This is a genomic window from Lacticaseibacillus porcinae (genome assembly GCF_003946305.1).
Taxonomy (GTDB): Bacteria; Bacillota; Bacilli; order Lactobacillales; family Lactobacillaceae; genus Lacticaseibacillus; species Lacticaseibacillus porcinae.
Genome location: NZ_RHNS01000002.1, coordinates 169304 through 181788 on the forward strand (window position 1 = coordinate 169304; position 12485 = coordinate 181788).

Here is a 12485-nt window from a genome sequence, read left to right on the forward strand (position 1 = left end):
AAATTTTTCGCGGTATTTTTTGCTTACATCCGTCAACACATTAGCGCTATACTGAAAAGACTAGACAGGAGTGTTGACAATGTGCACAAGTTTTACATATGAAGATGCAGACAAGAATTGGTATTTATCTCGGACCATGGATTTTGAAGCAGAACTCGGCGGTCGACCAGTGGTGATCCCAAGGCATTATCATTTTAATTCAACGGTTGATGAAACTGGATTTGTTGGCCAATATGGTTTTGCAGGCGCCGGACGTGACCTCGGCGGCTATTTCATCGTGGATGGCGTCAACGAAGCAGGTCTTGGTGCTGCGACCTTATATTTAGAAGAATCGCATTATTCTCCAGCACCGCTTGACGGTCATATCAACTTGGCCAGTCCCGAAGTGGTGGCCTACTTGCTGGGGCATTATGCCAGTGTTGCTGAAGTGAAAGCCGCCGTCGCGCAACTCAATGTCGTGGCGTCACCCAATCCCTTCATGAAAATCGTTGTCCCATTACACTGGGTCGTTGTTGATAAAACTGGCGCGATGATCGTGTTGGAACAAACTGGCAATGGCTTGGAATGCTTCGATGATCCCGCTGGCGTGATGACCAATTCGCCACAATTTCCATGGCATTTACTCAACCTCAATCAATATCCCCATTTGCAACCAACGATCGAAGCGTCATCACAATATGGTGACCTTCACGCAACCGGTTTTGGTGCTGGGACCGGGGCAGTGGGTTTACCTGGTGATTATACGTCACCATCGCGGTTTGTTCGGATGGCCTATCTCAGACAAAATGCCGAAATCGTCAGCGGTGAAGCTAATGTGATCAATACCCTGAACCACCTCACTAGCTCCGTCAATATTCCTAAAGGCGAAAAGCTGATGGCCAATGGCGGCAGTGACTATACGCAATACCGCGGTTATATGTGCTTAAATTCCGGCCATTATTATTTCCAACCTTACCAAGACCAAACCATTTATGAGATTACCCTGAGTGAAGATTTGCTCAATGCGACAGACGCTCACGAATATCCAGTCGCACAAGCCCAACAGATCAACGTTTTGAACTGATGACTAAGCCCCGCAAAGCATGGGTGAAAATAACTTTCAAAAAGAAAGTCATTTCTGATTGCAAGGTTTTTGTCACTATGTTAGGCTAGACCAGTCCAATCACTATGCAGGCGCAGTCTGTTTTGGTATGATTGACTTATCAAGAAGGGGTTGAATACTACTATGTTTGACAACGTTGAAACCACGGGTCCGGTTACCTGCAGTTTTTGTGGGAAATCCCAAGATCAAGTGAAAAAGATCGTTGCAGGCCCTGGCGTATATATTTGTAACGAATGCATTGAGTTATGCAAACAAATCATCGATGAAGAGTTCAAAGAAGATGCCTACCAGAACCTGTTAGAAGTACCTAAGCCAATTGAGATCTTAAACATCTTAAATGACTATGTGATCGGCCAAGATGCCGCTAAGCGTGCCTTAGCTGTGGCGGTTTATAACCATTACAAACGCGTCAACCAAATGGAAGTTGCAGACAAAGACGATACGGAATTGCAAAAGTCCAACATCGCCTTAGTCGGCCCAACTGGTTCCGGGAAAACGTTCTTGGCGCAATCGTTGGCGCGCATTTTGAACGTGCCATTTGCTATTGCTGATGCAACCACGCTGACTGAAGCTGGTTATGTCGGCGAAGATGTGGAAAACATTTTACTGAAGTTGCTACAAGCAGCCGACTATGATGTTGAACGCGCCCAAAAAGGCATCATCTATATCGATGAAATCGATAAGATCGCCAAGAAATCTGAAAATGTATCCATTACCCGCGATGTTTCCGGTGAAGGCGTCCAACAAGCGTTGCTGAAGATCTTGGAAGGCACCATTGCCAATGTGCCACCGCAGGGCGGACGTAAGCATCCCCAACAAGAATTCATTCAAATCGACACCACGAACATCTTGTTCATCGTCGGCGGCGCTTTTGATGGCATTGATACCATCGTTAAAAACCGTATGGGCGATAAGACTATCGGATTTGGGGCCTCTGCACCAGAAGCAGGTTACGACCCAGACAAGTCTGTGATGCAACAAATCGTCCCTGAAGATTTGATGAAGTTTGGGATCATTCCAGAATTCATCGGCCGGATCCCGATTATTGCCGCACTTGAGAAGCTGACTGAAGACGACTTGGTTCACATTTTGACGGAACCAAAGAACGCTTTAGTCAAGCAATATCAAAAGCTGTTGAGCTTGGATCACACCGAACTTGAATTCACCAACCCAGCGTTGCACGCGATCGCCCACAAAGCTATCGTCCGTGATACTGGTGCGCGTGGCCTGCGTTCGATCATCGAAGCTGTGATGCAAGACTTGATGTTTGATCTGCCAAGCCGTCCAGAAGTCACCAAGGCCATTGTGACTAAGGCTGCGGTCGAAGGCAAAGGCAAACCAGAATTAGTCGTGAAAGATTCTCGCGAAGCGTCATAATCGAACTAAAAAGAGTTGAGGCCAGACCTCAGCTCTATTTTTGTGGGGTGTGGCGGTGCAGTAACAGCATCCCTGTCACCCAGAACAAACTAGAAACAATCGCTGTGACGAAAAACCAATCATCATAATCAGTGGTGACATTCCAATCACGCAAAATTCCGATACACCCGATGAACAATGCTTGCACTAACGTTACTAAAGTTTGACCAGCGAAATAACTGGCAGTTAACCAGATCTTTTGCGGTAGCCAGACGCCGATAATGGTCAAGCACAGTTGCACGATCAAGAGAAAACTAGCCATTAACAATAACCATGGGATAAATTCTGTCATGAGTGCCTCCTTTATGTCTAGACAACGTAATGCGATTTGGCCGAATTTGCAAATCGTTGTGGTTTTGTAATAGGGTGCTTGTGGTTTTCGTGATACACTATTTGAGTTAGATAAGGAGGGATCCGATAATATGAAGATCCACAACGTTGACCTGACCATTTCAGCAGTCAGTGCCAAGCAGTACCCAGATACTGGCTTTCCAGAAATTGCCTTTGTCGGCCGCAGTAACGTTGGCAAGTCCAGCTTGATCAACCGCTTGATCGACCGCAAAGCGATGGCTCGCACCTCAAGTGTGCCTGGGAAGACCCAAACGCTTAATTTTTACATTCTTGAAGACATGTTGTACTTCGTTGACGTGCCAGGCTACGGTTTTGCGAAGGTTTCAAAAGCTGATCGCGCGAAGTTTGCGGCCATGATCGAAGAATACCTCACCACTCGTAAACAATTGCGCGGCGCGGTGTTACTCGTCGATGCTCGCCACCAACCAAGTGAAGATGATGTGTCGATGTATCAATATCTGAAGTATTTTCACATTAAAACTTTAGTCGTCGGCACCAAAGTTGATAAAACCAGTCGGGCTAAGCGCAATCAAGTGATCCGCAACATCAAGCAGACCCTTGATTTGAACCAAACCGATGATTTGATCTTATTTTCTGCGGAAACTGGCGAAGGTAAGCCAGAAGTTTGGCAATGGTTGGAACAAACTGCAGGCATTGAGGAGGCAAACTAGTGGAATTAAACGACTATCAAAAAGAAGCCAACAAAACGCTTGCTGGCAACGAACATGTGTTGACGAACTTGGCGTTGGGGTTGGCTTCTGACTCCGGTTTAGTGGTCAGCCAAATCAAAAAATATACTTTCCAAGGCGCCGATTTAGATCATGACGCCTTAGAAAAGAAAATGGGGGATGTGCTTTGGTATCTCTCCCAAATCGCTTTGTGGGCGAACATTGATTTGGATGACGTGGCCAAGACTAACTTAGAAACTTTAGCCAAAATGTATCCTCAACGCAACTAAATCATGATTTACCGCCAAGATGCTTCTGGATCTTGGCTTTTTTTATGCGTTCAGGTACCAAAAACGCCTACCGAGTCATCGATAGGCGTGAAAAGTCATCATTAAGTAAGGCCTAGTCCCAAAAAACTAGGGTAAAACTAACGTCACCACGGGCACTTTGGGGGCTGCGCCACAGCACCAAGATCACTGTGGGTAATGGTAGCACTTTGGATCCGCGTTGCACATGATCTGATCAATCAAACAATCGTCGAAGCGCACATCCACAACCTGAGGCCAACAGAGCTTTGTGAAGTTGAAGACCATCCATTTGAGGAAGCGTCGCCACGAAAATTTGTTTCAATAGAATAAATCAGCGGTGACTCACTTTGGCCGCAATAGGAAATTGATCGGCAGAACTTTGGCATACCGATAGACTAGCCCGCGGGGAGCAGTGCGTGCGTTCCAGCCGCCACACGTCACTTTGAAACCATGAGTCTGAAACTTTGCCAGGTTGACCCATACCATGATAAGCTGACTTAACATGGTACCGTCATTTTAGCAAACGCTTTCTAAAAAAGTCAAGATGAAACAAAGTGCAAAAGTGCGCAAGTTGATGACAACAAAAAATCCGACTCGTAAGGTCTGAGTCGGATTTGGTTTATTTGGTCGTTTTAGGTTCTGTGTCGCCTTTGGCAGCGGCTTGATCGGCCTTTTTCTTCGGGTCGTCAGTCATGGGAATGTTGACTTGCTTGTCACGCTCTTTGGGCATAGTGGCAAACTTGTCAAACATTTCGTTGAGATCGTTTTGCGCGTTGATATGCAGTGCCATGTTGACACCTCCTGTTTTTGTTAGTATATCACGCATGGCTTAAAGTGGCAAAAAGTCACGACCTGTGGTACGCTGGCGAAAACTGATGGAGGGATCCGCATGTCAATTTCAATTCGTGAAGCGGTTGTTACCGATATTCAAGCATTGCTATCACTGATCGATGGGTATTATGCGTCAAGTCCGGTGCCCCACACTCCAGATCATGAGCAACTCACCACTCACATCACCGCTTTGGTGCAGCCTGACAATCACTTTGGCGGTTTACTAGTGGCCGAGCGTAATAGCCAATTGGTCGGTTTTGCCTTTTTGTACTATCGCTTTGATAAGCGTCAATTGACACCAATCGTCGATTTGAATGATTTATATGTTGATCCCGACGCGCGGCGGTTAGGCATTGCCCGGCAGTTGATGACTGAGACGTTTGCGTGGGCGAAACAACATGGGGCGAATCAAGTGACGTGGATGACGCGCACTACCAATGTCAACGCCCAGCGATTGTATGATCAAGTCGGTGTGCGTGAGACTGGTTGGTTACATTATGGGCATCAGCTGTAAACCGAACATTAAATGCAGAGATAACGTTTTCATTCAGGTGAGTGGTAGTCCACAGCTGTCATCCACGGTATAATAAAAGCATTATGTAAGCGGAGGGCGAAAATGGGCGCGATTCGAATCAAAAATATGCAGTTTCATACGTACAACGGGGTGTTTGCTGAAGAGCAGAAACTTGGACAACGTCTGCAAGTGGATATTGAGTTACGGTTGCCGATCGAAACCCAAGTGTTGCACGATGACCTCAATGAAACCATCGATTATGGTGCGGTGTATCAAGCCATCAATGATTTCGTCACTACGCATCATTATCAGTTGATCGAAATGCTGGCCAATCAATTGCTGAAACATTTAACTGAGCGGTTTGACGTCAGTGGCATCACGTTGACGATCCGCAAAGGTGCGGTGCCGATCGCCGGTATTTTTGATGCCGTCGAAATCGAGGTGTCGACTGATGACTGAAGCTTATATCGGGTTAGGCGCAAATTTAGGCAAGCGGCTTGATCATTTGCAACAGGCGGTGCGCTTACTTGATCAAACGCCACAAATAAAAGTGGTGCGCCAATCGTTGGTGTATGAAACGCAACCAGTGGGTGATGTCCCGCAAGATGATTATTTGAATCAAGTGGTGGTTGTCGAAACTGACTTAAACCCGCAAGCTTTGTTATTGCGTCTGCATGAAATCGAAGCCGCCTTACATCGTCAACGGATCGTTCGCTGGGGACCGCGGAGTGTCGATTTGGATTTGTTGGTTTATGGTGATGTTCAGCTGCAGTCACCTGAGTTGACCTTACCTCATCCAGAACTTGCCAACCGCCGCTTTGTATTGGTGCCATTATTAGAGGTGATCGATGCGCACCATGCAACATGGATCGCTGAATTATTAATGCATACCCTAGATCACAACTGGGTGCGCCCATATTCTCAAGAGAAAGAAGAACTTTGATGGATCAACAACGAATTGAAAATGCTGTCCGGGAGTTATTAGATGCCGTCGGTGAAGATACAACGCGTCCTGGTTTGATCGAAACCCCTGAACGTGTGGCGCGGATGTACCAAGAAGTCTTCGGGTCATTGGATAAACCGGCGGATTTCAAAGATTATAAAGTGTTTGAAACCACTGAAGATCCAGGCTTGGTAATGGTGCAACAAATTCCGTTTTATTCAATGTGCGAACACCACTTGTTGCCGTTTTTTGGTCATGTCACGATTGGGTATATGCCTAGTCATAAACGTATCATCGGTTTAAGCAAACTCGGTCGGTTGGTAGATTTTGTGGCACGGCGCCCGAGTGTTCAAGAAGTGCTGACCACTAGCATTGTCGACCAGCTTCAACAAGTGCTTGACCCTAAAGGCATTGCGGTTTCTGTCACTGCCCGACACATGTGCATGGAAATGCGTGGCATCAACCGCGGCGACTTGTTTACGTATACTTCACGTTACACTGGTGTGTTCAAAACGGATCTCGCGTTGCGTCAAGAATTTCAACAGGAGGCGCAACATCGCAATGGCAACCGTTGATTACCAAAGCTTGCGGGTAAGCATGGATCATCGCATGTTAGCGGCGGATCCTAAACGGGTCGAGGCGTTAAGATCGGTGTTGCACCAAATCGGTGATCCAGACCTTGCATTTCATGTGATCCATATTGCTGGCACCAATGGCAAAGGCTCCACGGGTGCGTTTATCGCTCAAGCTTTACGCAATGCCGGGCATGTCGTCGGACATTTTGCGTCGCCTGCGATCCATGATGAATTAGATCAAAGTAAGATTGGTTCACAAAGTATTGCTGACAGCGAGTATGCGACCTTGATGCTGCAGATCATGCAACAGGCACAATTATCACCTGATGCATTCACTGATTTTGAATGGGATGTGTTGGTGACCCTTGCGTGGTTTGCTCAGCAGCATTGTGACTGGGTGGTGTTAGAAGCCGGTCTTGGTGGGGCGACTGATGCAACGAATGCCATTTCAGCCCCTGATTTGGCGGTGTTCACTCATATTGCCTTAGATCATACTGCGATTTTAGGAGACACCATCGAAAAAATTGCAACGAACAAAGCGCAGATCATCAAAGCTGGGACCCAAGTTGTCGTGGCTAGCCATCAAGCCCCTGAAGCTTTAACAACGATTCGAGCAGTTGCCCAAGCGCATCATGCTGCCGGGGTGATCGATGCCAGTGATGTCGTTTTAACGCCAATGACGACGATATGGACAGGGACATCAGCAGAATTGGCAAATGGTCGCACTGTCATGGTACGGATGCTCGGGGCCTTTCAACTCGCTAACGCCCAAACCGCGATCGCCGTCGGTCAGTGGTTAGTTGCCAATCATGCGTTGACTTCGATCTCCCAGGTGTTTGACGCCTTAAAAACGGTGCAGCTGCCTGGTCGCATGGAAGTAATCCAACACGATCCCATTGTGATCGTCGATGCGGGACATAATCCGGATGCATTTCCGCAGGCGTTAGGTCAAGTTCGGCAATTGTTACCGACTGGTGGCCGCCTGCTGTTAGTGGCAGGCTTTTTGAAAGATAAAGCGGTCGCCGAACTGGCAAAAATCGCCCAAACTGCTGATCAGGTGTGGGTCACCACGCCAAGTCATCCGACTCGTGCATTAGCTGGTGAGCAACTGCAAGCGATGATTCCAGGTGCTCAATTCGTTGATTCCGTTCAAGCAGGCCGTAATGCGGCAGTGGCAGCAGCAAAACCAGAAGATGTGGTGTTAGTCGCAGGTTCATTTTATTTGATCGGAGGGCTACTGCCATGACTGAGTTTTTGATTGCGACACATAACGTTGGTAAGTTCAACGAAATTGCCAAGTTGCTTGCGAACTTCGGGCACACAGCTGAGAAAATCGAAGCTGACTTGCCTGCAGAAGGGGATTTGGACTTGTTGACCAATGCCACTGCGAAAGCGCAAGCGACTCATCGCCTATATCCACATCAATATGTGTTAGGCGATGACTCGGGGTTATTTGTTGATGGCCATCCTGAATTATTTGGAGTGCATACCGCTCGCCAACTGCCTCGCCATGAAACCAACGCTGCGTTATTCACGAAAATTCCGGCAGGCACTGCGGTGAGCTTGCGTTCAACTTTAGTCTTGATCAGTCCAAGCAATCGAGTCCAATCCGCAACCGGGCAATTGCAAGCAACCTTAACCGCTCCGCAAGGCCAAGCAGGTACTGGCTTTGATCAAGTGTTGATCCCAAAAGGAGAAGCCTTGACGTTAGCGCAAATGCCGCCAGCGATCCGCACACCTTATTTACCAAGGCAGCGTGCTTTGGTGCAGTTATTTGCTTGACCCTAACCTTTTGAGGAGGCTATCATGAAAATTTCTGAATTCACGCTCACCCAAGGCAACACGTTAGCGACACAACAGCTTTATGTCTCTGCCCAGCGCCAACGACTCGTCGGCTTGCAATTCTACCCAGAAACTGAAGAAACTGAAACGTTACCGCAATTGCTGCGACACTTCGATGTGGTGCAAGTCGACAATCAAGCCGTCGTGCCGTTTACAGCGTTAACGCCTTTGACTAAGGCCTTTGCACAACGCGGTGATCAAACTGCTGTCGCTGATCTCAATGCGATCCATGACTCCCATCGTGTGTTTTGGCAAGCAGGGCGATTTAACTTTGACGTGACTGAAAAGCCATTGATCTACGGGATCTTAAATGTCTCACCAGATTCGTTTTATGATGGTGGTCGGTTTGTCGCATTTGATGATATGCAACAACAAGTGACCAAAATGGTCGATGCTGGTGTTGACGTGATCGAAATCGGCGGCCAAACCACCCGACCTGGCTTTACGGCAATCGATCCAGAAGTTGAATGGCAACGGGTGGCGCCGGTGATTGACTTTCTGACGAAGCACTTTCCGCATGTGCCACTGGCTTTGGATACCTATAAATACCCAGTGATGGCTAAAGCCGTTGAAGCTGGTGTCGATATCATCAACGATGTGAATGCTTTCGTCGATGATCCGCGGAAACTCAAGTTGATGGCAGACAGTGAAGTTGGGTTGTTGACGATGCACAGCAATCGCGACGTGGAATATACTGATCTTTCAACCGAAATGTTGGCGTTTTTCACGAAGAATCTCGATGATTTGGTTGCCGCAGGGATCAACCGCGACCGCATAGCCTTAGATCAAGGGATCGGCTATGCCAAAGTCGCTGATGGCCAACAAGATTACACCATGATGCGCAATATCGAGTTACTCAATCAATTCCAGCGGCCGCTGATGATTGCAATTTCTCGTAAAGGCTTTGGGGCACAGCTATTCAACTTGCAAAAAGATGATCGCTTGGCGGTGACGTTGATCGCGGAATCAGCGATGTTTTTGCGCGGCGGCAACATTTTGCGGGTCCATGATATTGCTGAAACGGTTCAGTTGCGTAAAATGTTACAAGTGATCGAATCGGCTTACTGGTTACCCACTCAAGCCTAGTTGATATGAAAATTCCGAAAACATCGATGTTTTCGGAATTTTTTTTGCGGTTTGGCGTCTACGAGAGTAAAAATTTGGTGACTTGACGACTTGCCATTATAATAAAGGTATCTCAAGGGAAATGAGGCGAGTTGATGAGACGCGACTTAGATACTGCGATGGTTGAAAACCTCGCAACTTTCCGTGAGGAACCCGAATATGCTGCACTGAGCACCCTTTATTCCGTGCAGATCATTGATATGACACTTTCAGCTTTTGTATTGGTGGTGACGTCAACAACAGAGCAGCCGCCAATCGCGTGGCATGATGTCAAGCTGATTTTAGCGGCTTTGGTTTTACAGTTACCGAACAATAGTCAAAAAAGTACAACCTTTATGATCATCAGTGCTTATTTGCGGTGGCTGTTGCCGACCCGTGTGGATCTAGATGAGGGTTTAACGCAGGTGATCCAAGATCAACGGTTGCGTTTGCCACATTTAGGGCTGGTGATCCCGCAATTACAACGCGATCACTTAAATGCTTGGCATCAAAGCCGATTGCAATTGTGTTGGGAGACGTTTGGCCAAATACGTGCACCGTTGACCATCGCCTCTGTCGACCCGATGTTTGCACGTCGCGTCGACGTCGCTTTGGTGGCGAAAATGTATTTGGAAGGTCGCCAAACCGTGCAACATTTTACCCCAGAAGTGTTGCAGCATGTGTTGCTAGGCGGGATGATCTTTGATGCCGAATTTTTACCCACTGAGTATCCCGCAGTGTTGAATTATTTAACCCAGCTATTTGCGGTATTACCGATTCCCCAAGCCGCGCAACTGCTAGCAGTGATCCCCAAAGTTCGCCCTTATGTCTTGAATGCCGTTCACGATAAAAAGTGGTTCTCGACCAATAAGCGCCAGTGGCTGGTGAAACAAAGTCGGATGCGTCAAGCGCGGCATTTGTTGACGGTGCGGGAAGAGGCAGAAAAGCGTGGGATCAAAATCGTTGGGACGGCCAAACGTTGGCGACTACAGTTAGAATCTGTTGAATCGTTTGACCATGTGGATAAAATCGCTGACCAACACTGGCATGCTAACAATGCGGGACGTGCTCGCAAGGCATTGCTGCCAACCGTGAAGGCAATGCCAGATTCACAATTTCCTGGTCGGATCAATTTACCAGCAGCGATGGCTGGTGCGTTGTTATTAGGAGATCTGATGTATGCCAAACATCTCCAAAGCTTGCGCTATTGGCAACCAGATGCTTTAGAAGATGTGTTGTTGACGATCACGCATCCGCTGCATCAACACACCAAAGGCGACTTTTGCCAGTTCACACGACAATTGCTCGAGGCGCTGGAGGACACTTGGTCGTCGGACCACGATCACGCGTTGATCGCAGTTGTTGATCATTTGTTGACGCAACTTTAATCACATCCATACAAATGGGCTCAAACCGTTATTGGTTTGAGCCCATGTTGTTGAGTTAAGGTTTTGCGTGGCGGAACCCGTAAGCGAAGTAGACGACCATCCCAAAAGCAAACCAGATCAAACTCATGATCCAGGTTTCTGCACTGAGTTGACTCATCAGCAACAAGCAAAATAAAAAGCTGATGATCGGGACGACGGGGTAACCTGGGACTTTGAAGCCGGCGTTATCTATTTTTTCATGCTTCCGTAAGGGAATGATCCCGATAGACACAAAAGCAAAAGCAATCAGCGTTCCGATATTGACCAAGTTGACTAACTGCGTCAACGGCACCAACCCACCCATGATTGCAATGATCAATGTGACTGTCCATAAGGCGTTGAGTGGCAGTTGATGGGTGACTTTCCCAAACCAGCGCGGCAATAAGCGGTCGCGGCCGATTGCATACACTAAGCGGCTGGAAGAATAAATCATTGTCACCATCATGGTAAACATCCCAGCCAATGCACCTAATGCGATGATGCCAGAAAGTTTTGGTTGATGGATCACATTCAAGGCAAAAGATACCGGATCGGCAACATCTAAGCGGGTGTATTTGACGATCCCAGTTAAGACGATCGCGACTAACACGTAGAGGATCGTTGCGACGATCAAGGTACCGATGATCCCGCGTGGTAAGGTTTTTTGTGGCTTTTTGACTTCAGGGGCGGAAGCTGACACTGCATCAAAGCCGAGATAAGCGAAGAACACTGTGGATGCTCCAGCTAAAATGCCTTTGGTCCCAAAAGGTAAATAAGGGTGCCAGTTGGCTGGTTTAATATAAAAAGCCCCGACTAACACGAATAAAATAATGATCCCAAGCTTCACCACGACCATGGCCCGGTTGACTGCCATTGATGTTTGCATCCCGCGTGATAACATTAACCCGATCAACAACACCACGATCACGGCAATCAAATTGATGTACGTGCCATGCGCTGGATCAAAGGCACCGGTGATGGCTTTAGGAATGTGTAAGCCGAACCCGCCGATGAAACTTTGGAAATATGCCGCAAAGCTGGTGGAAACTGCAGCAACGGCCAACATGTATTCCAAAATCAACGCCCAGCCAATGATCCAACCAAAGATCTGACCAAAGACGATGTTCCCATATGCATATGCAGAGCCAGCGACTGGTAATGCGGAAGCGAACTCGGCATAACACATCGCGGCTAACGAGCAAACAACTGCTGCTAAGATGAAGGCCAAGGTGATCCCAGGACCTGAAGTAGTCGCCGCGACGGTGCCTGGTAAGATGAAGATCCCAGTGCCGATCACTGCACCGATCCCTAACGCAATCAAGTCGCGAGTGGTCAAGGTGCGAGCTAATTGATGATCAGCGTTTAATGTTTGGTCAAGATCCGGTTTTGCCACAAGGCGCTGCCAAAAACTCATGAGAAAAAAGA

15 protein-coding genes are annotated in these 12485 nt (G+C 47.6%); 12 read left to right on the forward strand and 3 right to left on the reverse strand.

Translation table 11 applies throughout. From position 1 onward, the window contains the following. The first annotated feature begins 79 nt into the window (after positions 1 to 79). Both EKM92_RS03120 and clpX read left to right on the forward strand, forming a co-directional pair. Entirely contained in the window at positions 80 to 1063 is a 984-nt protein-coding gene (locus EKM92_RS03120) for a choloylglycine hydrolase family protein (RefSeq protein ID WP_125707777.1), read from the forward strand. Between the two features lie 162 nt (positions 1064 to 1225). After that, positions 1226 to 2479 (forward strand): ATP-dependent Clp protease ATP-binding subunit ClpX, encoded by a 1254-nt coding sequence (clpX, locus tag EKM92_RS03125; protein WP_125707779.1) that lies wholly within the window; start codon positions 1226 to 1228, stop codon positions 2477 to 2479. 34 nt (positions 2480 to 2513) lie between these two features. On the opposite strand, the gene EKM92_RS03130 is transcribed toward clpX, so the two are convergent. After that, positions 2514 to 2810: a hypothetical protein gene (locus tag EKM92_RS03130; protein WP_125707781.1), complete on the reverse strand. Its 297-nt coding sequence runs from the start codon at positions 2808 to 2810 to the stop codon at positions 2514 to 2516. 130 nt (positions 2811 to 2940) lie between these two features. On the opposite strand from EKM92_RS03130, the gene yihA reads away from it, so the two are divergent. Together yihA and EKM92_RS03140 are read left to right on the forward strand one after the other, a co-directional pair. Beyond that, positions 2941 to 3540, forward strand: coding sequence for a ribosome biogenesis GTP-binding protein YihA/YsxC (gene yihA, locus EKM92_RS03135; protein WP_125707783.1), 600 nt, complete (start codon positions 2941 to 2943; stop codon positions 3538 to 3540). Beyond that, positions 3540 to 3827, forward strand: coding sequence for a nucleoside triphosphate pyrophosphohydrolase family protein (locus EKM92_RS03140; protein WP_054715814.1), 288 nt, complete (start codon positions 3540 to 3542; stop codon positions 3825 to 3827). Before yihA ends, EKM92_RS03140 begins: the two co-directional genes overlap by 1 nt. 637 nt (positions 3828 to 4464) lie before the next feature. On the opposite strand, the gene EKM92_RS13545 is transcribed toward EKM92_RS03140, so the two are convergent. Continuing rightward, the gene (locus EKM92_RS13545) at positions 4465 to 4635 is read right to left on the reverse strand and encodes an SPJ_0845 family protein (protein ID WP_164480464.1); all 171 of its coding nucleotides are present in this window, start codon (positions 4633 to 4635) and stop codon (positions 4465 to 4467) included. 99 nt (positions 4636 to 4734) lie between these two features. Here EKM92_RS13545 and EKM92_RS03145 point away from each other — a divergent pair, with 99 nt between their 5' ends. The 8 genes from EKM92_RS03145 (at position 4735) to EKM92_RS03180 (ending at position 11042) form a co-directional block, all read left to right on the forward strand. Then, positions 4735 to 5190 carry a GNAT family N-acetyltransferase gene (locus EKM92_RS03145; protein ID WP_225420704.1) on the forward strand — a complete coding sequence of 152 codons (456 nt, stop codon included), beginning with the start codon at positions 4735 to 4737 and terminating at the stop codon, positions 5188 to 5190. A gap of 102 nt (positions 5191 to 5292) precedes the next feature. Then, complete coding sequence (gene folB / locus EKM92_RS03150; protein ID WP_125707785.1) at positions 5293 to 5649, forward strand: dihydroneopterin aldolase; 357 nt, start codon at positions 5293 to 5295, stop codon at positions 5647 to 5649. Then, on the forward strand, positions 5642 to 6133 hold the full coding sequence (folK, locus tag EKM92_RS03155) for a 2-amino-4-hydroxy-6-hydroxymethyldihydropteridine diphosphokinase (protein WP_225420705.1): 492 nt from the start codon (positions 5642 to 5644) through the stop codon (positions 6131 to 6133). The genes folB and folK overlap by 8 nt, the downstream gene beginning before the upstream one ends. After that, positions 6133 to 6708 carry a GTP cyclohydrolase I FolE gene (gene folE / locus EKM92_RS03160; RefSeq protein WP_125707789.1) on the forward strand — a complete coding sequence of 192 codons (576 nt, stop codon included), beginning with the start codon at positions 6133 to 6135 and terminating at the stop codon, positions 6706 to 6708. Before folK ends, folE begins: the two co-directional genes overlap by 1 nt. After that, positions 6695 to 7954: a bifunctional folylpolyglutamate synthase/dihydrofolate synthase gene (locus EKM92_RS03165; RefSeq protein ID WP_125707791.1), complete on the forward strand. Its 1260-nt coding sequence runs from the start codon at positions 6695 to 6697 to the stop codon at positions 7952 to 7954. Before folE ends, EKM92_RS03165 begins: the two co-directional genes overlap by 14 nt. Next, positions 7951 to 8490 (forward strand): non-canonical purine NTP pyrophosphatase, encoded by a 540-nt coding sequence (locus EKM92_RS03170; protein ID WP_125707793.1) that lies wholly within the window; start codon positions 7951 to 7953, stop codon positions 8488 to 8490. The genes EKM92_RS03165 and EKM92_RS03170 overlap by 4 nt, the downstream gene beginning before the upstream one ends. Before the next feature lie 24 nt (positions 8491 to 8514). Further along, the gene (gene folP / locus EKM92_RS03175; RefSeq protein ID WP_125707795.1) at positions 8515 to 9636 is read left to right on the forward strand and encodes a dihydropteroate synthase; all 1122 of its coding nucleotides are present in this window, start codon (positions 8515 to 8517) and stop codon (positions 9634 to 9636) included. Between the two features lie 134 nt (positions 9637 to 9770). Further along, positions 9771 to 11042 carry a hypothetical protein gene (locus EKM92_RS03180; protein WP_125707797.1) on the forward strand — a complete coding sequence of 424 codons (1272 nt, stop codon included), beginning with the start codon at positions 9771 to 9773 and terminating at the stop codon, positions 11040 to 11042. Between the two features lie 55 nt (positions 11043 to 11097). Here EKM92_RS03180 and EKM92_RS03185 read toward each other — a convergent pair whose 3' ends face one another. Next, the gene (locus EKM92_RS03185) at positions 11098 to 12474 is read right to left on the reverse strand and encodes an APC family permease (protein ID WP_125707798.1); all 1377 of its coding nucleotides are present in this window, start codon (positions 12472 to 12474) and stop codon (positions 11098 to 11100) included. Positions 12475 to 12485: the final 11 nt, after the last annotated feature.